This window comes from Embleya australiensis, assembly GCF_051903075.1.
Lineage (GTDB): Bacteria > Actinomycetota > Actinomycetes > Streptomycetales > Streptomycetaceae > Embleya.
The window spans coordinates 1,258,088-1,281,113 of sequence record NZ_CP182423.1 but is presented as its reverse complement, the minus strand read 5'-3'; the positions used below and the strand labels follow the sequence as shown (position 1 = coordinate 1,281,113).

The following is a 23,026-nucleotide window of genomic DNA, read 5'->3' as shown; positions in this document are numbered from 1 at the left end:
ACGCCGCGCCTCAGCGGCTCGGCGGGCGGGTGCCCGTGTAGACGCCGATGGCCCGGTAGCGCAGACCGGGCTGTCGGTACTCCTCCATCGCGTGGGCCAGCCAGCCGATCGACCTGGCCATCGCGAAGACCGCCTCGCCGGCGTCCGGCCGCATGTCCATCGCGTGCGCCAACGCGGCCAGCGCCAGGTCGGCATTGGGGAACACCTCGGCGCGCGCCGCCGGTTCGCGGGTCAGCGCGTCCACGGCACGGATCACCCGGGCGACCCGCTCGTCGTGCTCGGCGTGTTCGCGGAGCAGACCGAGCAACAGGTCGGCGCGCGGGTCGTGTTCGGCGTAGAGCAGGTGGCCCAGGCCCGGCAGGTGCTCCCCGGCGCGCAACCGGTCGGCGACCGCGCCGGTCGGGCCGCCGCCCGCCGGGTCGAGCGCGTCGCGCAGGAAGCGGTACGCCAATCCGATCGCCGCGCCGTGATGCCGGCCGTCGAACACCCCGAGCCCGGCCGAGACCACCGCGTACACGTCCGCCCGGGCGCCGGCCGCCACCCGCGCGGCCAGCGTGGACACCGCCAGGTCGTGGTCGGCCTTGAGCACGAGCGCGGCGTTCAGCAGCCGGATGCGCTCCGGGGTCGCCGCGCGAGCGGTCAGTTTCGGCCACAACCGCGCCGCGAGGGAGGGCCCGGTCGGCGGGGCCGTGCCCGGGCACGGGGGCAGCGTGTCCGCGATCATCGCGAGCAGCGCCTCGCCCGCGCGGACCACGGCCTGCTCCGACAGGTCGAAGCGCAGCGGATCGGCAGTGCCCGCCGCGGCCACGATCATCCGGATACGGTCGGTGAGCCGCGCGGTGGCCGGCAGCGGGGCCACCGTGCGCCGGACCAGATCCGCAGGCCCGGCGGGGGCCTCGAACGGGGGCACCTCGGCGAGGTCCACGCCCCGCCACAACCAGTGCGCCACCGACTCCAGGCGATACCCGGTGAGTTCGGCCACGTCGCGGCCCCGGTAGTAGAGCCGGTCGTCGGCAAGCAGGGTCACCCGGGTGTGGATACGTTCGATCGAGCCGTTGGCGGGGCGGGCGCGCCGGCCGCCGGTCCGGCTCGCCAACTCCTCCACGTCCGCGGCGGCGAACCGGCTGCCCCGCTGTCGCGACTCGCGCACGCTCGTCAACAACCCGCGACTGACGTAGGCGTACACGGTCTCGGGTTTGACCCCCAACCGTTGCGCGACCTGGGCGGTGGTCAGGTAATCCCGGTCACTTTCGTCGCCCGGCACGGCCCGTCTACCAGCCATTTCGTCGCCGCCTTCCGCTCGTATTGAGGCAATCAACATTGACGATAGTTGATCGTCGGGACGACATTCGAGGTGGCCGAAGCGGAACTGTGCGCAGAGCGGGAGGCGTGTCATGTCGGTCGTCGTCGACGGCGGGATCGAAGTACCCAGGGGGCTGAAGGGGGTGGTGGTCACCACCACCGAACTGGGCGATGTGCAGGGCGCGAAGGGCTTCTACCACTACCGGCAGTACTCGGCGATCGAACTGGCCGACACCCGGACGTTCGAGGACGTGTGGTTCCTGTTCGTGCACGGCCGACTGCCCGAGGCCGACGAACGGGCGGCGTTCGCAGCCGAGTTGGCCCGACTGCGAGTGTTGCCCGAGGAGCTGCGCCCGGTGTTGCGCGCCATCGCCACGGCGGGCGAGCGCTTCGATCCGCTCGCCGGACTGCGCACCGCGCTGTCGCTGATCGGCGCCGCGCGTACGCTGCCGCCGCTGTGGGAGTCGTCGCCGGAGCGGCGCCGGGCGGACGCGCTCCTGGTGGGGGCGGTGACCCCGACGATCCTGGCGGCGCTGTACCGGATCCGGGCCGGGGCCGAGCCGTTGCAGCCCCGGGCGGATCTGTCCACGGCGGCCAACTGGCTGTACCTGGTGACCGGCGAGGAGCCCGAACCCGAGCGGGTGGCGGCGATCGAGCGGTATCTGATCGCCACCGTCGACCACGGCTTCAACGCCTCCACGTTCACCGCGCGGGTGATCGCCTCCTCGGGGGCCGACCTGGTGTCCGCGGTGGTCGGGGCGATCGGCGCGTTCTCCGGTCCGCTGCACGGCGGCGCGCCGGATCGGGCGCTGGAGTCGCTGGACGCGATCGGCTCGCCCGACGCGGTCGACGCGTGGGTACGGCCCAGGATCGCCGAGGGCGAGCGGATCATGGGATTCGGCCACCCGGTCTACCGCACCGAGGATCCGCGTGCGGTGATGCTGGCCGAGCTGGCCCGCGAACTCGCCCCGCACACCGACGCGCGGGGCGTCGCGCTGGTGGAGTTCGCCGGCACGGTGCACCGACGGGTGACCGAGATCCTGGCCGAGCTGAAGCCGGGGCGGGAACTGCACGTCAACGTGGAGTTCTACGCGGGTGTGGTGATGGAACTGTGCGGCATTCCCCGGAACATGTTCACGCCGACCTTCACGGTGAGTCGGGTGATCGGGTGGTGCGCGAACATCCTGGAACAGGCCGAGGACACGAAGATCATCCGGCCGATCGCCCGGTACACCGGGCCGCCCGCGCCGCAGCCGGTGCCCACCGGCTGAGGCCGGCCGCACCGGCGGGCCGACCTCGGGGCCGGCCCGCCGGTGGGTGCGCGGACGGTGGTGACCGTCAGGCCGGGTCGGAGGTCGCGCTCATGTCCATGTACATGACCTCCCACAGGTGCCCGTCGAGGTCCTGGAAGCTGCGGCCGTACATGGCGCCCTCGTCCAACGTGTCGTTGGCCGCCGTCGCGCCGGCCGCGAACGCCTTCTCGGCCAGGTCGTCGACGCCCGCGCGGCTCTCCGCGCTCAGGGCCAGGATCGTCTCGGTGGTCCGTGTCGCGTCGGCGATCTCCTTCTTGGTGAAGGTCTTGAAGAACGGCTCCGCGAGCACCATCAGGTGGATCGTGTCGCCGATCACGAACGAGCTCGCGTTCTCGTCGGTGAATTGCGGGTTCGGCGTGAAGCCGAGCGCGGTGTAGAAGGCGGTCGCCTTCGGCAGGTCCTTGGCGGGCAGGTTGACGAAGATCATCGTGGCCATGGTGGGTGTCCGTTTCACGCGTCGCGGTGTTGTCGAAGAGGTGGACGGTCCCGACCGGGAAAACTCATCGGTCGGGCCGGGATCCGTGCTCGACTTCCCCGCGCGCCGCCCCCGGACACGCCACACCCGGGCCCGCCGGCCGAGCCGGGCCGGCCGGATTCAGCGGGCGCTGCCGAGATTCCGGTCGGTCTCGTCGCCTCGGAGCATGAGGGTGACCTCCTCGATGCGGTGGAAACGACCGTCGGGGGCCAGGTCGGCGAAGACGTAGACCTCGGTGCGTACGGTCGAGCCGTCGTGCTTGGTGATGTCGACCGTATGCCGGTCGGCGTAGCGGGACCCGTCGCGCAGTTCGTCGTGGACCTCGACGGAACCAGCGGCCACGATCGTGCGCAAGTGGGCGATGTGCGCGAGGAATTCGGCGCGGTCGGCCCACTCCCCGTCGGTGCGCTGGCGGTAGTCCGGGGCGAAGTGCCGGTCGGCGGCCTCGGCGAGCGGGAGGTCGCGGTCGAAGAGCAGGTCGGTGAGCGCGGCGGCGATACCGGTGGGGGCCATGGGAGGTCCTGTCTTTCTGGTGAGCGGAAGGAAACGAAAGAGATGCGTGCGTGACGCACGCACTTCGTTTGCACACCGTAGCACCATATGCGTGCGCCGCGCACGCTATCCTTTGTGCCGTGGACAACGAGGTGGGATACGAGATCGCCGATGCGCTGGGCCTGCTGTTGCGGCGGACGACACGGGAGCGACTGCACCGGTCATTGACGGAGGGCATGGGCGAGGGGGTGGACGAGGTGACCTACCCGGTCCTGAGCGCGCTGGCCCGGACGGGACCGCGCAGTGCGGCCGATCTGGCACCCGATGTCGGACTCGACCGCTCCGGCGTCACCCGCCGCGCCACCCGCCTGGAGGAGGCCGGACTGGTACGGCGTGAACCGCACCCCACCGACCGGCGGGCGGCGCTGCTCGTGCTCACCGACGCGGGGGAGCGTGCGGTGGTCGAGCTGCGCCGCCGACTGGCCGATCACATCACCGCGAGCCTGGCTGCCTGGCCGCCGGGCGCGGCACGGGAGTTCGCGGGATCGTTGCGCCGCTTCGTCGCCGAGGGCCCGTTCGCCTGACCGGGGCGGTCCGGGTCCGACCTCAGGCGGCGTCGAAGCGCCACCGGGTCTGGCTGTACGTGCCCTTGCCGAAGCCGAAGACGGTGGTCGGCGCCACCCGCAGGACCCGGGCCACATTGCCCCCGCTGCCGTGGAAGGCGCCGTCGCGGACCTCGAACCGCCAGTCGGGGCCGTACTTGCCCGCGTAGGCGTCGGCAATGCGGCGCAGGGACGGATCGTCCGCCAGGGGTACGGCGCGACCCTCGACGACCAGGTCCAGGCCCCGGTCCAGGGCGTTGTCGCCGGTGGTCAGCACGCAGTTCGCATTGGTATGGAGGTTGTGCGCCTTACGTTCGTCGGCGCCGGTGCAAAAGTGCAGCGCGTTTTCCAGCCAGACCGCCAACAGCGGTGTCACGTGCGGTCGTCCGTCCGGCCGCACCGTGCTCAGCCAGAACACCGGGGCGGTCGCCAGGCGGGTGACCGCCACCGACCACGGCACGGGCTCGGCGTCGGGGTGGCTGTAGCGCGAGTCCAGTCGGGTGCGCGGTTCGTGCTGGGACATCGGGCGTCCTCCGGGTGTCGGTGGTGCGCGGGCCCGGCCGGGGCCGGGCGGGATCGTGTGGACCCTTGCGGCCCACTGCAAAGGACTGCCCCGGGTCCGCGAAGTCATCGGTGCGCGCGATTTTCCCCGATATGCGGGCCTTTTCCCGGGGCTGTCGTGAGTCTCGGGTAAAGAGTCCATAAAAAAATCTTTGCCTCCCCTGTCTCTGGTGTCACAGGCGCATCTAGGGTCCGGATGCCCGACGCGAAATCCCGTCTCCGTCGTGACCCGACGGCAGGCGGGAGGTGGGGGTCGGGCTCTGCCGAATCAGCTCGACGTCGTGGGCGCGTAAGGCACCACAGCACCCTGATCGGCGTCGCTTCGCGTCCGGGACCACCTTCCGGGCGGAAGGGGAGACCATCTTGAGTCGAGCGATACCCGGGCGCGGCGGTACGCCGCCGCGAGGCCTCCGGCGTTTCCGTGGCCCGGTGACTTTACTGTCGGCTTCCGTACTCGTGGCCGCGGGCCTTTCCACGGTGACCGGCGCCGCGTCCGTAGCCGCGCCCGTGCGTGTGGACAACACCAGGGCGGTGTGGAACCCCGGACCCGAGGACACCTATCTCAACACCGTCGAAGCCGAGTTCCCCCAGGGCACCGGTGTCGACGGCGAATTGTCGGCCGCGGACAAGGCCCGCAAGGCCAAGGAGGGGCGCGGCGCCAAGGACCGTGAGGGCAACCCGCGCGCGGCGGGGCAACTGCGCCTGCTGGAAGCGGAGTCCCAGCGCACCGGCAAGAGTCCGGAGCAACTGAAGGCCGAGAAGAGCGGTTTGGCGCCGGGTAAACAACAGAACGCCAAACTGCTGACCGTTCTCGTCGAGTTCAACGAGAACGCCAACGACGACTTCTCCGGGTTCAATCGCCGCGCGAGCGTCCAGGATCCGTCCTGTGTCGTGGAACCGCCGGGCACCATCAAGAACGGCCCGCTGCACAACACGATTCCGGACCCGGCGTTGGCCGGGAACGACAACAACACGCCGTGGGTCAAGGACTTCAGCCCCGAGCACTTCAACAAGATGCTCTACACCAAGCAGGGCATCACCGAGCGCATGCGCAAGGACCTGACCGGTCCCGACGGCAAGCCGGGCATCGACGTCTCCGGCTACACGATGAAGAACATGTACGAGGAGATGTCGGGCGGCAAGTACACCGTCTCCGGCACCGCCACCCCGTGGATCAAGGTCCCGCACTCCGAGGCGTGGTACGGCGCCGGCGCCTGCGGCAAGCGTGAGCAGGACATGACCGGACATCCGAGCAACCCGGGTGGCGCGGCCACGCTCGCGATCGACGCGGTGAACGAACTCGCGCGCAGCCAGCCGAACTTCCCGTGGGCCGACTACGACAAGGAGGACACCGGCGACGCCGACAACGACGGCAACACGCAGGAGCCCGACGGCGTGGTCGACCACCTGGTCCTGGTGCACTCGGGCAAGGACAAGTCCTCCGGCGGCGGCGCCGAGGGCACGTACGCCATCTGGGCGCACTCCAGCGCCGTGGCGGGCGGTTACACCGTCCCCGGACAGAACGTCAAGGTCGCCAACTACATCGTGCAGCCGGAGGACTCCGGCGTGGGCGTGTTCGCCCACGAGTACGGTCACGACCTCGGTCTGCCGGACCTGTACGACAACTTCAGCACTCCCGCGCGCGGCGAGTCCGACGTCAACTTCTGGGACCTGATGGCGAGCGGCTCCCACTCGGGCCCGCTGTTCCAGTCGATGCCCGCCAACATGAGCGCGTGGTCCAAGTACACGCTCGGCTGGCTGACACCCCAGGTCCTGAAGGTGGGTGACAAACCCACGATCGCCACCCTGGGCCAGGCCGCCAAGACGCCCAAGGGCACCCAACAGGCGGTCCGGGTCAACCTGCCCGACAAGGTGTTCCGATTCTCCACGCCGCACAGCGGCACCAAGGCGTGGTATTCGAACAACGACCAGGAGTGGGCGGACGTCAAACTCGTCCGCGACCTCGCCGTCCCGACCGGGACCGACCTGAAGTTCCAGTGGTGGAGCGACTATTCGCTGGAGGTGGACTGGGACTTCGGCTTCGTCGAGGTCTCCACCGACGGCGGCACCACGTGGAAGCAGCTGGAGGTCCGCGACGAGGCGGGCACGCTCGTGTCCACCCCGCCGGACTACCCGGACCCGAACGGCAACCTGCGCCGGTTCGGCAAGAGCACCGGGCTCACCGGCGAAAGCAACGGCTGGCGCCACGACCACGTGGACCTGACCGCGTACGCCGGGCAGAACATCAAACTGCGCCTGGGCGTCGACACGGACGCCGCGACACAGGAGAAGGGTTGGCTCGCCGACGACTTCTCGCTCACCAACGGTGGCACCACCGTATGGTCGGACGACGTCGAGCAAGGCGACAACGGCTGGACGCCCCTAGCGGGTTCGGTCGGCTCCGGCACTCGGGGCGCCGGGTGGATCCGCTCCGACGGTACCTTCAACAAGGAGCAGTACTACCTGCTCGAATGGCGCAACCTGTCCGGCTTCGACCAGGGCCTGAAGTACACCTACACGTTCGGCGAGAACGGCAAGCGCTCCAAGCTCGCCTACAACGCGCCGGGCCTGCTGGTGTGGCTCCGGGACAACGAGTACCCGAACAACGGCGTCCTCAACTACCTCGACCGGAGCCCGTCGTTCGGCGCCAAGGGCGAGCTGTTGCTCGTCGACGCGAACCCCGAGCCGTACCGCTTCCCGCACCTGCCGTCGAACGAGGCGGCCAACGTGGAGGCCCGGGTGCAGTCGGCGAACGCGGCGTTCGGCTTCAAGGACACCGCGGGATTCCAGGCCTGCCTCCGGGCCGGCGACCACTGCGCGAACTTCGCCAAGACGGAGCCGGTGCGGTTCTTCTCCGACGTGTTCGGCTACGCGCCGGGTGTCGAGGCGGGCCCGAACGGGTTCGCGGGCAAGGACCGCGACGGTTCCACCGTGGTTCCGGCGCGGGCGCCGTACTCGACCAAGGTGACCAAGCCGGACGGCTCGCCGGACTTCGCGAACTACGGCAAGCCGTTCCACGATTCGGTGACCGGCAACGGCAACCCCGGGCTGGAGAAGGCTTACGGCGTGACCGTGTTCCCGATCACCCCGCTGCCGCATGACACGGGCGCCGTCGTCTGGATCGCCCCCGCACGGAAGTAACCGCTCCACCCGCCTTACCCGCTCCACCCGCTTCACCCGCACGTTGTCGGCCCCCACGACGCAACTCCGGTCGTGGGGGCCGACCTACGTGCGTGAGGAGCCGGTTACGATGCAGAACACGGCGTGCCGATGAGGCGGTTTGTTGCCCGGGTGACCCGAGGGAAGAGGCGAGGGATGTCGGAAGCGGAGTGGATGTCGCGGGATCCGCGCGAGGAGCCCTGGTCGGCGGTCGATCTGCGGCTGGACGTCCCGCATTCGGCCCGGGTCTACGACTACCTCATCGGCGGGAAGACCAACTTCGAACCGGACCGGGTGGCCGCGCAGGCGTCGGTGCAGGCGTGGCCGGCCCTGCCGATCTCGATGCGCACCACCCGCACCTTCATGCAGCGGGCCGTGCGGCACCTCACCGAGCAGTACGGGATACGGCAGTTCCTGGACATCGGCACCGGGATCCCGACCTCGCCGAACGTGCACGAGATCGCGCAGGGCATCGCCCCCGAGACGCGGGTCGCCTACGTCGACAACGACCCGATCGTGCTGACCCACGCGCGGGCGCTGATGTCGAGCACCCCCGAGGGCCGCACCTGCTACGTGGACGCCGACCTGCGCGACATCGACTCGATCATCGACGCCCCGCAGTTGCGCGAGGTGCTGGACCTGTCGAAGCCGGTGGCGCTGTCCCTGGTCGCGATCGTGCACTTCGTGCTCGACGAGGACGACCCCCAGGGCCTGGTGCGGCGCCTGATGGACGAACTCGCCCCGGGCAGCTTCCTGGTGCTGACCGTGTTCACCGGCGACACCGACCCGGTGGGCGTGGGCGGGGTCGGGCGCGAGTACAACGCGCGCGGCATTCCGCTGCAGATCCGGGACCGGAAGGAAGCGCTCGCCTTCTTCGACGGCTACGAGTTGCTGGACCCGGGGGTGACGCTGGTGCACCACTGGCGTCCGGACCCCGACGCGCCGCAGATCCGCGACGCGGACATCGCGATGTACGGCGGGGTGGCGGTCAAGAACGCCTGACCGGGCCCGGCCGCTTGCCCCTCACGTGGCCGCCGCGGTCGCCGTGGTCAGCAACTCCGGGAGCGTGCCCGGGAAATCGGGGGCGATGCGGCCGGCGATCACCCACGCGTCGACACTGTCGCCGAGGGTGTTCGCCACGTGCGCGGTGATCAGCCGCCGGGCCTCGTCGAGTTCTTCGGGGAGCAGGGCCGCGAAGGCGTCGAGAGCGCCGAGCATGCGCAGCGGCGGCTGCGCCGTCTCGACGAACTCACGCATGGTGAGCGCGCCGTCGGCGACCGCGTCGACGTACCAGTTGTCCGCCTCGTCGATCCACTCGCTCGGCCGGTCCCGCAACGGCTCGCGCAGCGGATGGCCGAGTGCGGCGCGGGCGTGGGCGGGTGAGCGCCGCCCCACACGCGCCGCCGCCTCCGGGTCCAAGTGGCAAGCAGCCAGGGCAAGTTCGTCCGGGCAACGGGGCTGGGCGGCGAGGTTGGCCAGGACGGCGCCGGGCAACTCGCCCCGCCGGTGGGCGGCGATCGCCTCCGGCCAGAACGTGTCCGGGACATGCCGGGTCGCGATCTCGGGATTGCGGCGCATCGCCGCGAGCAGTGCCGCCGGTCGCCCGGAGTCGGCCACGGCGCGCCGCAGCCGGCGCAGACCGTCGAACGCGCGCGTCGTATCCAGGAAGGTCCGCATCGTTTCGTACTCGCCGCCGAGCCGCAGCCGGACCCGTCGGTCGAACAGCGCGACGCGGCCCCGGGTTTCCCACAGGCCGAGCAGACCGCGCAGCGTGGCCGGGCCGCCGAGGCCACGGGCCCCGTAGCGCTCGAAAGCGGCCCGGATCAGATACGGATGGTGACCGTGGACCGCCTCGGCGCAGTCGTTCGCCAGTCGGGAACTCAGCCAGGCGCGGCGTTCGAGGGGCAGGCGTACGCGTGGCCGCGCGTCGCGACGGGTGGCCCGGTGGATCGCGTAGGCGGCGTCCGGGCCCGGATGTGCCGACAACAACGCCGCGTTGACGTTCGGGTCGTGCAGCGCGAGCAGCCGCTCGACGGTCGGGGCGGTGGCCACGACGTCGTGGACCAGGTCCCACGTGTGCTCGGGCACCCGCTTCAACGCGGGCAGTACGACCCGTCCGGCCAACGCCGTCCCGGCGCGGGCGAAGCCGCGCACGACCTCGACGGGCAGCGCGGCGACCACGGGGGCCACGATCGTGGGATCCACCCGGCCCAGCATCCCGGCCGGCGAGAACGCGCCCCACCGCTTCCACTCGCCGACCGCCGGACCGGGCAGGACGGCGTCGAACTCGCGGCCCATCACGGCCGCGCCGAAGGCCGAGCCGGTGCCGGTCCCGGCCGAACCGGACAGCCGCGCGGCGTCGGCGCACAACTGCGGGAACGTCCCGCCATGGTCGGGGGCATGTGCGATCAACCACCCCCACGCCGCGAGGTCGTCGCCCGGCAACAACTCGGCCGCCTCGTCGAGCACCCGGTCGATCGCCGCGAGTCGCCGGTAGTGCCGGGGACGCACGAAGAACTCCAGGGTGCGGATCGCCCACCAGCCGGGCGTCGCCGACAACACGATCCGACGCGGCGTCAGCACCCCGCTCACCAACGCGGCTTCGAGCGGTCCGGTGGCCCACTGCGACCGAAACGGCTCGGGCGGCGCGACGACCAGTTCGAGGGCGACCGGCGCCGGGCAGTTCCGGTCCGCGAGGAGGATCGTGCGGGCGAACTCCCGGATGGGTTCACGGCGATGGGCCTCGATCACCTCGTCCCAGTCGGGCGTCTCGGCGGCGAGCAGACGCTTCTCGCGCACGTCGGCGGCATGCGGCCAAGAGCTTCGGTCGGTGGGCTTGTCCGGTGTCCCGCGGCCGAGTTCCGGGACGGGATCGGCGCCCGGTCCGGCCGGACCGAGCCGGGCCCGGACCCGCGCCGCCAACTCCGGATCGGCGCACCGCAACAGCAGCTCCGCCGTCGCCGGGGTGCCGGCGCCCATCCGATCCCTCCCCGATCCGTGCCGTTGCGAAGGTGTCATGATCCCACCCGTCGTCGGCGAACCACGGCCGGGACCGGAACACTTCGGCGCTCCCACCGACCGACGACTCACCGACGCGGCGGGCGAAGCACGTTCCGCACGACCCGGTCGGCGGCGCGTTGTTGGGCGAGGGTTTCGTCGAAGGTCGCGTCGAGTCCGAAGTTCATCGAGACCACCGCACCCCGTCGGCCGTCCTCGGTGAAGCCGGTGGTCACGATGGAGCCCGAGTCGCCTCCGTCGTGTCCCCAATAACGCTCGTCGCCGGTGTCGGTCAGCGGGCGGGAGACCAGTCCGAGGCCGTACTCGCCGCCCGGCCAGAACTTCCGCAGCGCGGCGTCGACGGGACGGGTGCTCTTCATCGCGGCCAGTTCGGCCGGGCGGAGCAGGCGTCCGACGAGCAGTGCCCGGAAGAAGACGTCGAGATCGCGCGTGGTGGAGACGATGCCGCCCGCCGGGTAGGCGGGGATCTGGGAGGTGACGTCCACGAGTTTCCCGTCGAAGCGCTGGTATTGCAGCGCGTGCGGCAGGCGGATGTCGGGCGATGAACCGGGCCAGTAGGTGTGGTCCATGCCCAGCGGGCGGAAGATGCGCCGCTCGAACTCGGCGGCCCACGGTTGCCCGGTGACCCGTTCGATGATCAGCTCGGCGATCAGGTAGCCGGTGTTGGAATAGGCCCAACCCTCGCCCGGCTCGAAGAGTTTCGGCATGGCGACCGCGTCCTCCACCAACTGCCGGGTGGAGTACCGCTGATACCGCAGCTTCAGGTACTCCGCCTCGGTGTTCCACGACGGGATGGCGTCGGGCAGGCCGGAGGTGTGCTGGAGCACCTGGCGGATCGTGATCGCGCGACCGGCCACCAGCCCCGGCAACCATCGTTCGATCCGGTCGTCGAGCCCCAAGCGGCCCTCGCCGACGAGTTGGAGCACCACGGTCGCGGTGAGGGCCTTGGACGTGCTGGCGATTCGGAACGCGCCCTCGGCGGGGATCTCCCGGCCGGTGCGCACATCGGCGACGCCGACCCGCGCGGAACAGGTGACCGGGCCGGCCGTCGCCCTGGCCTGGACGGCCGGGATGCCCAGGGCCGACACCGCCTCGGCGTCACGCCGCAGCCGGCGATGGTCGGGCACGCCGTGGAGCACGCCGGCGCCGGCCCGCTCGCCGGCGATCGGCGAACAGGGCGGGGACGCCGCCGCGCCCACGGCGGGCGGCGCGATCAGCACGCCGGCCGCCGTGGCGCCGAGGGCCAGGGCCAGGGTCAGCGGAAGGGTACGAAGGTGTTCTGCCATGGCCGGAAAGCTAGCCGGCGCCGGGCCGGCCGCCGATACCACCGGCCGCAGGCGTTTCGGTACAGCGGGCTGTAGTGCGGGGGCGGACCCCTGTTCGCATACTGACCGTCATGTATGCGGCGAACGCGGTGCGTGCCTGCGCCTACCTGCTCGGCAACACGTTCGCCGCGCTCGGTGGGCTGCTCTTCCTCCCGCACCCGGGGACGGTGGGCGACTGGGCGGACCGTCGGCGATCCGCCGCGCGGCGCCGGCTCGGGGTACCGAGCGGTTCGGCGCCGACCACGCGCCGGTGGCTGGTGCTCAACGCGGCGACCGGCGTGCCGGCGGGCCTGCTCGCGCTGCTCGTGGTCGGCAACACGATCGTCGGCGTGATCGGGCTGACCGCCTGGTGGGCGTTTCCCCCCGCCGACCGGCCACGATTGTGGGTGGACGTACCGATCGACGGCTGGGGCGACGCGCTGGCCCTCGGTGTCGTCCAGGTCGTCGGCCTCGGCGCCGTGGCGTGCTTCGGGCTGCCGCCGCTCGCCCGCGCCCAGGCCCGGCTGCTCGCGTCGTCGCGGGCGGAGCGGCTGGAGCTGCGCGTGGCCGCGCTGACCCGGACCCGGGCCGACGTACTCGACGCGCACGGCGCCGAACTGCGCCGGATCGAGCGGGATCTGCACGACGGCACGCAGGGTAGGCTCGTCGCGATGACGATCCACCTCGCCCTGGCCCGGCAGGCCGTGCGCGAGGATCCGGACACGGCCGAGGCGCTGATCGAACGGGCGCATACGAGCGCCGAGGCAGCGCTGGCCGAACTGCGCGACGTGATCCGCACGATCTACCCGCCGATCCTCGCCGACCGGGGCCTGTCCGGGGCATTGACGGCGGTCGTCGCCCGGTCGGGGGTGCCCGCCCGGCTCGATGTGGGCGACCTGGGCGACATACCCGCAGCCGTCGAGACGGTCGCCTACTTCACCGTCGTCGAGGCGCTGACCAACGCGACCAAGCACAGCGGGGCCTCCGTCGCCACCGTGACGCTCGACCGCGAGGCCGACCGCCTGCGGATCCGGGTCACCGACGACGGCACGGGCGGCGCCGACGAGACGCGCGGCACCGGACTTGCCGGAATACGTCGACGGGCGATGGCGCTCGACGGCGAGGTGACGGTGGACAGCCCGGTGGGCGGTCCCACCTCGATCATGGTGGGGTTGCCGTGCGGTTGGTGATCGCCGAGGACAACGTGCTGCTCGCGGAGGGCCTGCAACTCATCCTCGCCCGACACGGATTCGATGTCGCCCGCGTCGTCGACACGGCCGACGACCTGCTCGCGGCGGTGGCGGAGGAGGAACCGCAGGCGGCCATCGTCGACGTACGCCTGCCGCCGTCGTACCGCGACGAGGGCCTGCAAGCGGCGATCGAAGTGCGCCGTCGCCGACCGGACTTCCCCATCCTGGTGTTGTCGCAGTACATCGAGCAGACGTACGCGACCGAACTGCTGTCCACCGGCCACCACGGCGTCGGCTACCTGCTGAAGGACCGGGTCGGCCGGGTCGCGGAGTTCGTCGAGGCGCTGCGCAAGGTCGCGGCCGGCGGCCTGGCGCTGGACGCCGAGGTGATCGCCCAGGTCGTGCGCCGCCGGGACGATCCGCTGACCGTGCTGACCACCCGCGAGCGCGAAGTCCTCGGCCTGATGGCCCAGGGCCTCGACAATACGACCATGGCCGCCCGCATGCGGGTGACGGACAACGCGGTGCACAAACACATCGGCAACATCTTCGCCAAGCTCGGCCTTGCCGCCGGCGACGCCGGACACCGTCGCGTCCTCGCCGTGCTCACCTACCTGGACGCGTCGCCCCGCTGACGCCGGCGCCGCGGACCGGCCCGCGCAGCAGCGCCATCGCCGCGTTGTGGCCGGGGATGCCGCTCACCCCGCCGCCGCGCCGGGCGCCGGCCCCGCACAGCAGGATGCGCTCGTGGGCCGTTTCGACACCCCACGTCCCGGGCGGTTCGTCGTCCGGCGTGTACGGCCAGGACAGGTCGCGGTGGAAGATGTGCCCGGCCGGCAGCCCGAGTTCGTCCGCCAGGTCGAGCGGCGTGTGCACCTCCAGGCACGGGTCGCCGTTCGCGTCGCGCAGCAGGCAGTCCTCGATCGGCTCGGCGAGCACGTCGTCGAAGGAGGCGAGCATCGCGCGCAGCGCCTTCGCCCGAGCGCCGTCGTGGTCGTCGGCGAACAGGCGCGCGGGCATGTGCAGGCCGAACAGCGTCAGCGTATGCACCCCGGCGGCCCGGGGCCCCGGACCGAGGATCGAGGGGTCGGTGAGGGTGTGGCAGTACATCTCGCCGGGTGGCAGTGTCGGCATCCGCCCGGCCGCGGCCTGCTCGTACGCGTCGGCGATGTGGGCGTAACCCTCGTTGACGTGGAAGGTGCCCGCGAACGCCCGGCGCGGGTCCGCGCGCGGATCGCGCAGGCGCGGCAGCCGGGCCAGCACCATGTTGACCTTGAGCTGCGACCCCTCCGGCGCCGGGCCGGCGGCCGGCTCGCCCAGCAGTCGGCCCAGCGTTTCCGGCGCGACGGCGGCGAGTACGTGGCCGCCCGCCACGCGATACTCCGTGTCGCCGATCGTGTAGTACACCTCGCCGTCGGGGTTCACGGCGGTCACCGTCGCGCCCGTGCGCAGGTGCGCGCCCGCCGTCCGCGCCGCGTCGGCCAGGCTCGCGGTGACCGCGCCCATGCCGCCCACCGGGACGTCCCAGTCGCCCGTACCGCCGCCGATCACGTGGTAGAGGAAACACCGGTTCTGCCGCAGCGCGGGGTCGTGCATCGGCGCGAACGTGCCGATCAGCGCGTCGGTGGCGACCACGCCCCGCACCGTGTCGTCGGCGAACTCCGCCTCGATCAGGCCCGACAGGGGTTGGGCGAACACCGCGTCCCAGATCCGCTCGTCGTCCACGAGGCGGCGGAACTCGGCCTCGGAGCGCAGCGGTTCGGTGAGGGTGGGGAACACCCGCCGGGCCAGCCGGCCGGTGGCCGCGCCGAACCGCTCCCACGCGTCGGCGTCGGGCGCGCCCGCGAACCGGGTCAGTTCGGCCCGGGTGCCCGCCCGGTCCCCGGTGTCGACGAGCAGGCCGTCGGCGCCGCGTGGGGTGTACGACCCGATCCGCCGGCGCCGCGTCACCAGGGGCAGCCGCAGGTCCTCGACGATCTTTCGGGGCAGCAGACTGACCAGGTACGAGTAGCGCGACAACCGCACGTCGACCCCGGGGAACGGCCGCGCCGACACCGCCGCGCCGCCGACCTCGTCGAGCCGTTCCACCACCACGACCGAGCGCCCCGCCCGCGCCAGGTAGGCGGCGGCGACCAGGCCGTTGTGGCCGCCGCCGACCACGACGACGTCGAATCTCCCACCGTCACGCACCACATCCGCCTCCGGAATCACCCATCTGGCGCCACACGGCCACGCCACCCACAGGCAGCCTAGGTGTGTTCACCCGGGAGCGGGCCCGACACACCCAGCGCGCGATCGCGAGTGGTGGGGGCGCAACTCCCGCGCGGGCGGGGCAGTTGAAGATCCGACGGGCCACCGCTCGTCGAGAACGCCCGAAGAGCACGGGAGCCGGATTTTGCCGTGTGGGACGTGCTGAGGCGCACCCTCGAGGCGGGTGCGCCGGGCGCGATGACCCGCATCGACGACGGCCGCACACCGTGAGCCGCACGGCAGGGGCCGGGCGGTAGTCCCGGCGGCCGGGGCGGCTATCGCGTCGGGTCGTCGGGTGGGCCCAGGACCCGGTCGAGCGCGTCCTGGGCGATCCGGCGCATGGCGTCGGCGTCGTCCAGGTAGCAGCCGACCGCCAGGCCGTCGCGCAGCAGCATGAGGATGTCGGCGGTGGTTCGGGGACGGGCGTCGCCGGCCGCGGTCAGCAGGTCGGCCAGCATCGTGCGGAACCAGGTCCGGTGGTCCAGGATCGTGCTGCGCACCGGATGCGCGACCTCCGGGAATTCGGCGGCGGCGTTGATGAACGGGCAGCCCCGGAAGCCGGGTTTGCGACCGATCTCGACGATCAGGTCGAAGAGCCGCACCAGGACCTCGCGCGGCGGCAGGTCGGCGGAGTCGGCGAGGAAGTCGGCGACGATCCGGCGCTGCGCCTCGAACTGCTCCGTCAGATACGCGTGGACGAGCGCGTCCTTGGCCGGGAAGTGGTGGTAGAAGGTCGCCTTCGCGACGGCCGCCTCGGCGATGATCCGGTCCACCCCCACGGCATGCACACCCTCCGCGTAGAAGAGCGCGCTCGCGGTGTCGAGCACGCGGCGGCGGGCCGGGCTCTCGCGGGATCGATCGGAGGTCGTCGTCGTAGGCACACCTTGACTTTACCAGACAGGTCTGTCTACCGTCGGATCCATCAACCGAACAGACAGATCTGTCTGCCACCACCTGGAGAAGGGCGGGACCACCATGAGCCTGTACACCGCGATCGCGACCTCGGCCGGACGAGACGCCCGGGCGGTCAGCTCCGACGGGCAACTCGACGTCAAGCTGGGCCTGCAGCGCGAACTCGGCGGCGACGGGATCGGCACCAACCCCGAGCAGCTGTTCGCGGCCGGCTACTCGGCCTGCTTCGCCAGCGCGATGCAGCTGGTGGCCAAGCGCCAGGGCGTGGACGCGGCCGACGCCTCGGTCACGGCCGAGGTCGACCTGAACCCGAACGGCGACGGCGGCTTCGGACTGGGCGTGACGCTGCGCGTGGAACTGCCGGAGCACCTGTCCGCCGAGCAGGGCCGCGCCCTGATCGAGGCCACCCACCAGGTCTGCCCGTACTCCAACGCCACCCGGGGCAACATCCCGGTCGAACTCGTCGTCGAGTAGCCGAGTAGTCGGCCCCGAGGGGTCAGTCCGCCGCGTGTTCCCCGTCCCGGTCGTCGCCGGGCGGGGCGGGGCGGGCGGGGCCGCGATAGGTCAGCGTCTGGCTGTAGACGATGTTCGTGGTGGTGCTGCCGAACTGCGCGAGGCGGTCGATGATCGCCTCCAGATGCGGCATCGACGTGGCCGCCACCTTGAGCGTGTAGCAGTCCTCGCCTGTGGTGCGCAGACACTCCAGGATCTCCCGCCGCTCCTCCAGCAGGCGGTGCAGCGGGCCGTGCCGACTTCCGGGGTACTTCAGGCGCACCACGGCCAGCACGGCGAAGCCCGTCCGAGCGAGGTCGACCTCCGCCCGGTAGCCGGTGATCACGCCGACCGCCTCCAGACGCCTGACCCGCTCCGTGGTCGCGGACGCACTCAGACTGACCCGACGCCCGAGTTCGGTCAGCGGGATACGACCGTCGCGTTGCAGCTCACCCAGGATGGCCCAGTCGGTGGCATCGAGATCCTCGGACATTCGGCCAGACTACCGGCGGATCCACGGCGATCCGGCCGCAAGGGCACGAATTATGTCTTCAGTCCTCGGGTTGCCGCCGGATAGCCTCGATCCATGCAACTCGGTGTCAACGTCCCCAATTTCGGCCCCGGCACGGATCCGGGCATGCTGCGCGACTGGGCACAGACCGTGGAGGGGCTGGGATACGACCTGCTGATGGTCTCCGACCACATCGCGATCACGCCCGACGTCGCGGAGCAGTACCCCGCCCCCTTCTACGAACCCTTCACCACGCTCGCCTGGCTGGCCGGCGTCACCCGGCGGGTCCGGCTGGGCACCACGGTGCTCATCGTCCCCTACCGACACCCCCTGCTCGTCGCCCGGATGGCCGCCAACCTGCACCGGTTGAGCGACGAGCGCCTGGTGCTCGGCGTGGGCGTCGGCTGGGCGCGGCAGGAATTCGCCGCACTCGGGCTGGCGTTCGAGCGCCGAGGCCGAACCACGGACGAGCACCTCGCGGCGATTCGCGCCGCGTGGGCGGACGGCGAGGACGACTACCGCGCGGGCGGTATCCCGATCTGGGTCGGCGGCAACAGCGACGCGGGCATCCGCCGCGCGGTGCGCCTCGGCGACGCCTGGCATCCGCTGCGCCGCACCATGCCGTGGATGCACGCGGCGGTCGACCGGATGCGCGACATCGCCGAGGGGGAGGGCCGGGCGATGCCGGCGCTGGTGCCCCGGATCGCGCTGCACGTCACCGACGAGCCGCTGCCCGACGCCACGCGACTCGCGGGCGAGGGCACGATCGAGCAGGTTCTCGACGATCTGGACGGCCTGCGCGGCCTGGGCGCCGAGACCGTCGTGCTCGATCCGTTCGACGGCGACCCGAACGAGACCCGGCATCCCGGCGCCGCGTGGCGCATGCTGGCCCGGGTCGCCGAGCGACTGCGTACCCCCAACGGCGAGCGCACCCCGCCCGGCGGGCGCACCCCTTCCGGCGAGCACACCCCGCCCGCCGATTCCACCGAAGCGAAATGACGGAGACGCGATGACCGTGTCGGACGACGAACTCATCCACCTGCGCCGCTGCGTGGAACTGGCCGCCGAGGCCGTGGCGGCCGGCGACGAGCCGTTCGGCTCGGTCCTGGTCGCCGCGGACGGCACCGTCCTCGCCGAGGACCGCAACCGCGAGCGCAGCACCGGGGACCCGACCCGCCACCCCGAGATCGAACTGGCCCGCTGGGCGGCCGCGCACCTGACACCCCCGGAGCGGGCGGCGGCCACCGTGTTCACCTCCGGGGAGCACTGCCCGATGTGCGCGGCGGCGCACGGCTGGGTGGGCCTCGGCCGCATCGTCTACGTCAGTTCGGCCGAGCAGACCGGCGAGTGGCTGGCCGAACTGGGTGTTTCGGCCTCCCCCGTACGCGCCCTGCCGATCGGGGAGGTCGTACCCGGGCTCGTGGTGGAGGGCCCGGTCCCGGCGCTGGCCGAGGAGATCCGCGCGCTGCACCGCCGCTTCCGCGGCCAGGGTTGACGGCCGGTCGAGGGGCCGGCGGACGGCCGGCCCCTCGACCTGCTCAGGGGGTGGGCCGGGGTGACGGTCGCTCGGGGTGTCCCGGGCGCCAGATGCGCGGCCCGATGTCGAGGGCGAGGGCCGGGACGAGCAGGCTGCGGACCAGCAACGTGTCCAAGAGCACGCCGATGGCCACGAGCAAGCCCTGCTGCAGCGAGGTGACCGTGGGGATGACGGTGAGCGCGGCGAAGGTCGCGGCGAGCACGAGTCCCGCCGAGGTGATCACGCCGCCGGTGACCGTGAGCGCGGTCAGCATGCCCTCGCGATGGCCGCGCAGCCGGACCTCCTCCCGGGCCCGGGTCATCAGGAAGACGGTGTAGTCGATGCCCAGCGCGACCAGGAACAGGAAGCCGAACAGCAGCAGACCACGATCGATCCGGGGATGACCGAGCGCGCGGAAGACCAGCACGGCGGCACCGACGGCGGCGGCGTACGAGAGCACCACGGACAGCAGCAACACGATCGGCGCAACCAGTGCGCGCAGCAGCACCACGAGCATGATCAGCACGATCGCCAGGACCAGCGGGATGAGCAATTTCTCCTCCCTGCCCTGCGCGTTCGAGGTGTCGAGGGCGACCGCGCTCTGCCCGCCGACGACGGCCTCGGACACCCTCCCGGGGGCATGATCGAGGGTGATGCGGATATGGTCGACGGTGCGTCGGGCCGCGCCGGTGTCGGGGGCGTCGGCGAGGACCGCACCGATGTGCGCCCACCCACCGGCGGTCCGGTCGACCCTCGCGGCGGCGACCCCCGGGACGCCGCGGATCATCGCCGCCGCGTCGCCGCCGACGGCCGAGGGCACGTACACGTCGGCCGGCGCGGCGGACCCGGCGGCGAAGTGCCGTGCCAGGAGTTGCTGCCCGGTGACCGAGTCGACCTTCTTGGTGAACTGCTCCGCCTGGGTCTGGCCCGTGGACGCGGCGGTCGCGCCCAGTGCGAGGGCGGCCAGGACCACGGCGGTGCCGATCCAGAGCGCGCGGGGGGCACGTCCCACCAACCGGGCCACCGCCGGCCACAGTCCGCGTGCCCGCTCGGCGGCGACCGGCTCGGCCGGCGCGTCCGGGGTATACCGGGGCACGAACGGCCAGAACGCCCACCGGCCGAGGATCACGAGCAGGGCCGGCAGCAGCGAGGTCATCGCCAGCGAAACCACCGCGACGCCGACGGCCACGACCGGGCCGAGTCCCCGGGTGGAGTTCATGCTGCCGAACACCAGGCACAAAGTGGCCACGATCACGGTCAGCGCGGACGCGACGATCGCCGGCAGGCACCTGGTCAACGCCTGCACCATCGCCTCGTGCCGGTCCTCGTGCCGGCGCAACTCCTCGCGATAGCGGGCCACCAGGAGCAGTGCGTAGTCGGTGCCGACGCCGAGGACCAGCACGGTGAGGACGTACGCGCTCTGCCCGTTGACCAGCAACCCGGCGTGCCGGGCGAGCAGATACACCACCCCGTTGGCGACCTGGGCGCCCAAGGCGACCGAAAGCAGCGGGATCAGCCACAGGATCGGACTGCGGTACGTGATCAGCAGGAGCAGCGCGACCAGGCCGAGAGTGGCACCGAGCAGGGCCAGATCCAGGCCGGAGTAGACGTCGATGAAGTCGGCGATGTTGCCGGCGCGTCCGGTGATTCGTACGTCGAGCCCGGCCGGCGCGTCGGTCCGGGCCAGGTCGCGTAGCTTGTCGACGCCGTCGCCGAGCACGGCGTTGTCGTTCTTGGACGTGCGCAGCGCGACGCTCAGGAACGCGGCCCGACGGTCCTCGGCGACCACGGGCGCCGGCACGGGCGCGGCGGCGCCCTCGGCCGCGAGGGCCGCCCGGTCGCGGTCGACCTTGGCCAGGTCGGTGGCGGACAGGCCGCTCTCGCGGGCGTAGACGACCACCGCCGTGGCGACGTTCTTGTCGGCGAAGTGCTTCTCGCCGATGTCCATGGCCTTGGTCGACTGGGCGTCGGCCGGCAGCCAGGTCTGCGGGTCGTTGTCCTGGACCGAGCCGATCTTCGCGGCGAGCGATCCGCCGACGGCTATCAGCAGGACCCAGATCGCCAGGACCGCCCACTTGGAGCGGCGGCCCGCGACGACGCGGGCGTAACGCGTCCATCCGGGCGTGGCGGACGGACCTGGTGAAGCGGGGGGCTGTATCGCCGCCCGGGTTGTGGCCATGTCTACCTCGTGGATGCGGTCGAAAGCGGTAGGGGAGAAGGGCGCCGGTCGACGGGTGCCGGGCGCCGGTGGTCGCACGTCGGCCGGGGCGGGCCGGCGGCATGGGGGGAGCCGAGGGGCGGTCGCGTGCGGTCGCCGTGCCGGTGGCGGGCACCGGACCGCCCCTCGGCGGCCTTTTTTCCGAGGGTCGTCGACGCGGGTCAGTACGAGATGGCGACCCGGGTCGCGAACAGGGCTCGGTCGTCGATGTGGCCGAGGATGAAGTCGGCCAGGTCGGCGCGGGAGAGCCGGGTGGGGCGCTCCAGCGGTGGGGTCTGGTCGGGGCTGTACCGGTAGGTGCCGGTGCGCGGTCCGTTGGTGAGCATCGGGACGCGGATCACGGTCCAGTCGAGCTGGTAGGCGTCGAAGAGGTCGTGCTCCATGCGGGCCATGTCGGCATAGGCGTGCCGGTGCAGGGGTTTGACGATGAGGTTGGTGACCAGGCGCTGGGCCGCCGGGACCCTGGCGCCCGAGTCGAGTGCGCCGGAGGAGAGGCAGACCAGGCGGCGGACGCCCACGGCGGTCATCGAACGGCGCAGATTGGCGGTGCCCCGCGAGTAGATCGTGGTGGGCTCGCGGGTGGTGGCGCCGAGTGCGCTGAGTACGGCGGTGTGGCCGGGCACGACGGCGTCGATGGTCTCCGGATCCAGGGCGTCCCCGGCGACCACGCGCAGGTGTTCGTGTCGGGTGGTGACGCGTCGCGGATCGCGGGCGAGGGCGGTGACGCGGTGGCCGGCGACCAGGGCCTGCGCGACGAGCCGCATGCCCGTGCCGCCGGCGGCGCCCACGACGAGCAGGTTCACGGCGCGGTCGGGTTCGTCTGCGGCCGGCCGGCGGGGCGACGGAAGGGCGGCGCGCCCGCGAGCTTGCCGCCGTCGATCGGCAGGGTGGCGCCGGTGATGAACGAGGACGCGTCGGAGCACAACCACACCACGGCCGCGGCGACTTCGTCGGGCAGACCGATCCGGCGCATCGGCATGGCCTGGGCGGCGGCCTGTCGGGCCTGCTCCCCGGCGGCCTCCAGCTGCTCGGTGTGGATCGGGCCGGGCGCGAGCGCGTTGATCCGGATGCCGGCGTCGGCGTAGTCGAGCGCGGCGGTGCGGGTGAGCCCGATCAGGCCGAACTTGCTGGACACGTACCCGGCCAGACCGCCGACCGCCTGGAGACCGGCGGTGGAGGACATGTTGACGATGGCGCCGCCGTTGCCGCTCGCGAGCATGGCGGGGATCTCGTACTTCAGGGCCAGGAAGACGCCGCGCAGGTTGACGGCGAAGGCGCTGTCGAAGGCGGCCACGTCGACGTCGGCGAGCGGGGTGGGCGGGTGGCCGCCGCCGGCGGCGTTGTTGACCGCGGCGTCCAGCCGGCCGAAGCGGTCGACGGTGGTGGCGACCAGTCGCTCGACGGCGTCGGGGTCGGTGATGTCGGTCGGCACGGCGAGCGCCCGGCCGTGGGCCGCGTCGAGTTCGTCGGCCAGCGCGGTCAGCGCGTCCGCGTCACGGGCGGCGAGCACGACCCGCGCACCGGCGTTGTGCAGGGCTCGGGCGGTGGCGGCGCCGATGCCGCGACTCGCACCGGTCACGATCGCGACGCGGTCGGCGAGAGGTTGCTGGAGGGTGGACATGGTGCACTCCCGAATCGAGGTGGGGCAGGGTGTGGAGAGTGCGAATCCCGCGTATCGGGACGCCCGGGCAGGCCGGGGTATCCGCGATCC

The 23,026-nt window shown here is 72.0% G+C and carries 21 protein-coding genes; 9 read left to right on the top strand and 12 right to left on the bottom strand.

Going from position 1 to position 23,026, the window contains the following annotated elements; all coding sequences use genetic code 11:
* Window positions 1-10: 10 nt before the first annotated feature.
* Window positions 11-1,282, bottom strand: coding sequence for a citrate synthase (locus ACMXN5_RS35770; protein ID WP_439679053.1), 1,272 nt, complete (start codon window positions 1,280-1,282; stop codon window positions 11-13).
* A gap of 112 nt (window positions 1,283-1,394) precedes the next feature.
* Here ACMXN5_RS35770 and ACMXN5_RS35765 point away from each other — a divergent pair, with 112 nt between their 5' ends.
* On the top strand, window positions 1,395-2,573 hold the full coding sequence (locus tag ACMXN5_RS35765) for a citrate/2-methylcitrate synthase (RefSeq protein WP_439679052.1): 1,179 nt from the start codon (window positions 1,395-1,397) through the stop codon (window positions 2,571-2,573).
* A gap of 67 nt (window positions 2,574-2,640) precedes the next feature.
* Here ACMXN5_RS35765 and ACMXN5_RS35760 read toward each other — a convergent pair whose 3' ends face one another.
* Together ACMXN5_RS35760 and ACMXN5_RS35755 are read right to left on the bottom strand one after the other, a co-directional pair.
* A complete protein-coding gene (locus ACMXN5_RS35760; RefSeq protein WP_439681352.1) occupies window positions 2,641-3,051 on the bottom strand; it encodes a VOC family protein in 411 nt (136 codons plus the stop codon).
* A gap of 159 nt (window positions 3,052-3,210) precedes the next feature.
* Complete coding sequence (locus tag ACMXN5_RS35755; protein WP_439679051.1) at window positions 3,211-3,603, bottom strand: nuclear transport factor 2 family protein; 393 nt, start codon at window positions 3,601-3,603, stop codon at window positions 3,211-3,213.
* A gap of 119 nt (window positions 3,604-3,722) precedes the next feature.
* Here ACMXN5_RS35755 and ACMXN5_RS35750 point away from each other — a divergent pair, with 119 nt between their 5' ends.
* Window positions 3,723-4,166, top strand: a complete 444-nt coding sequence (locus ACMXN5_RS35750; RefSeq protein ID WP_439679050.1) for a MarR family winged helix-turn-helix transcriptional regulator — start codon at window positions 3,723-3,725, stop codon at window positions 4,164-4,166.
* A 22-nt stretch (window positions 4,167-4,188) separates the two neighbouring features.
* Here ACMXN5_RS35750 and ACMXN5_RS35745 read toward each other — a convergent pair whose 3' ends face one another.
* On the bottom strand, window positions 4,189-4,707 hold the full coding sequence (locus ACMXN5_RS35745; protein WP_395795921.1) for a pyridoxamine 5'-phosphate oxidase family protein: 519 nt from the start codon (window positions 4,705-4,707) through the stop codon (window positions 4,189-4,191).
* Window positions 4,708-5,174: 467 nt separating this feature from the next.
* On the opposite strand from ACMXN5_RS35745, the gene ACMXN5_RS35740 reads away from it, so the two are divergent.
* Together ACMXN5_RS35740 and ACMXN5_RS35735 are read left to right on the top strand one after the other, a co-directional pair.
* Window positions 5,175-7,886, top strand: a complete 2,712-nt coding sequence (locus ACMXN5_RS35740; protein ID WP_439679049.1) for an immune inhibitor A domain-containing protein — start codon at window positions 5,175-5,177, stop codon at window positions 7,884-7,886.
* A 174-nt stretch (window positions 7,887-8,060) separates the two neighbouring features.
* Window positions 8,061-8,906, top strand: a complete 846-nt coding sequence (locus tag ACMXN5_RS35735; RefSeq protein ID WP_439679048.1) for an SAM-dependent methyltransferase — start codon at window positions 8,061-8,063, stop codon at window positions 8,904-8,906.
* 21 nt (window positions 8,907-8,927) lie between these two features.
* On the opposite strand, the gene ACMXN5_RS35730 is transcribed toward ACMXN5_RS35735, so the two are convergent.
* Together ACMXN5_RS35730 and ACMXN5_RS35725 are read right to left on the bottom strand one after the other, a co-directional pair.
* Window positions 8,928-10,883, bottom strand: coding sequence for a hypothetical protein (locus ACMXN5_RS35730; RefSeq protein WP_439679047.1), 1,956 nt, complete (start codon window positions 10,881-10,883; stop codon window positions 8,928-8,930).
* Window positions 10,884-10,990: 107 nt separating this feature from the next.
* The gene (locus ACMXN5_RS35725; protein ID WP_439679046.1) at window positions 10,991-12,208 is read right to left on the bottom strand and encodes a serine hydrolase domain-containing protein; all 1,218 of its coding nucleotides are present in this window, start codon (window positions 12,206-12,208) and stop codon (window positions 10,991-10,993) included.
* A gap of 110 nt (window positions 12,209-12,318) precedes the next feature.
* Between ACMXN5_RS35725 and ACMXN5_RS35720 the strand changes: the two genes are divergently transcribed.
* Both ACMXN5_RS35720 and ACMXN5_RS35715 read left to right on the top strand, forming a co-directional pair.
* Window positions 12,319-13,416: a sensor histidine kinase gene (locus ACMXN5_RS35720; protein ID WP_439679045.1), complete on the top strand. Its 1,098-nt coding sequence runs from the start codon at window positions 12,319-12,321 to the stop codon at window positions 13,414-13,416.
* Window positions 13,404-14,051 carry a response regulator gene (locus ACMXN5_RS35715; protein WP_395795916.1) on the top strand — a complete coding sequence of 216 codons (648 nt, stop codon included), beginning with the start codon at window positions 13,404-13,406 and terminating at the stop codon, window positions 14,049-14,051. Before ACMXN5_RS35720 ends, ACMXN5_RS35715 begins: the two co-directional genes overlap by 13 nt.
* Here the strand turns inward: ACMXN5_RS35715 and ACMXN5_RS35710 are convergent.
* Complete coding sequence (locus ACMXN5_RS35710) at window positions 14,023-15,606, bottom strand: phytoene desaturase family protein (RefSeq protein WP_439679044.1); 1,584 nt, start codon at window positions 15,604-15,606, stop codon at window positions 14,023-14,025. The genes ACMXN5_RS35715 and ACMXN5_RS35710 overlap by 29 nt on opposite strands.
* A 335-nt stretch (window positions 15,607-15,941) precedes the next feature.
* A complete protein-coding gene (locus ACMXN5_RS35705; protein WP_439679043.1) occupies window positions 15,942-16,547 on the bottom strand; it encodes a TetR/AcrR family transcriptional regulator in 606 nt (201 codons plus the stop codon).
* Window positions 16,548-16,641: 94 nt separating this feature from the next.
* Here ACMXN5_RS35705 and ACMXN5_RS35700 point away from each other — a divergent pair, with 94 nt between their 5' ends.
* The gene (locus tag ACMXN5_RS35700; protein ID WP_078982245.1) at window positions 16,642-17,052 is read left to right on the top strand and encodes an organic hydroperoxide resistance protein; all 411 of its coding nucleotides are present in this window, start codon (window positions 16,642-16,644) and stop codon (window positions 17,050-17,052) included.
* A 22-nt stretch (window positions 17,053-17,074) separates the two neighbouring features.
* On the opposite strand, the gene ACMXN5_RS35695 is transcribed toward ACMXN5_RS35700, so the two are convergent.
* Entirely contained in the window at window positions 17,075-17,563 is a 489-nt protein-coding gene (locus ACMXN5_RS35695; protein ID WP_439679042.1) for an Lrp/AsnC family transcriptional regulator, read from the bottom strand.
* A gap of 93 nt (window positions 17,564-17,656) precedes the next feature.
* On the opposite strand from ACMXN5_RS35695, the gene ACMXN5_RS35690 reads away from it, so the two are divergent.
* Both ACMXN5_RS35690 and ACMXN5_RS35685 read left to right on the top strand, forming a co-directional pair.
* Complete coding sequence (locus tag ACMXN5_RS35690) at window positions 17,657-18,580, top strand: LLM class flavin-dependent oxidoreductase (protein WP_439679041.1); 924 nt, start codon at window positions 17,657-17,659, stop codon at window positions 18,578-18,580.
* Window positions 18,581-18,590: 10 nt separating this feature from the next.
* Window positions 18,591-19,076: a nucleoside deaminase gene (locus ACMXN5_RS35685; protein WP_395795909.1), complete on the top strand. Its 486-nt coding sequence runs from the start codon at window positions 18,591-18,593 to the stop codon at window positions 19,074-19,076.
* Window positions 19,077-19,119: 43 nt separating this feature from the next.
* Here the strand turns inward: ACMXN5_RS35685 and ACMXN5_RS35680 are convergent, their stop codons facing one another.
* The 3 genes from ACMXN5_RS35680 to ACMXN5_RS35670 form a co-directional block, all read right to left on the bottom strand.
* Entirely contained in the window at window positions 19,120-21,276 is a 2,157-nt protein-coding gene (locus tag ACMXN5_RS35680) for an MMPL family transporter (protein ID WP_439679040.1), read from the bottom strand.
* Between the two features lie 200 nt (window positions 21,277-21,476).
* Complete coding sequence (locus ACMXN5_RS35675) at window positions 21,477-22,118, bottom strand: NAD(P)-dependent oxidoreductase (protein WP_439679039.1); 642 nt, start codon at window positions 22,116-22,118, stop codon at window positions 21,477-21,479.
* On the bottom strand, window positions 22,115-22,936 hold the full coding sequence (locus ACMXN5_RS35670; protein ID WP_439679038.1) for an SDR family NAD(P)-dependent oxidoreductase: 822 nt from the start codon (window positions 22,934-22,936) through the stop codon (window positions 22,115-22,117). The genes ACMXN5_RS35675 and ACMXN5_RS35670 overlap by 4 nt, the downstream gene beginning before the upstream one ends.
* Between the last annotated feature and the right edge of the window lie 90 nt (window positions 22,937-23,026).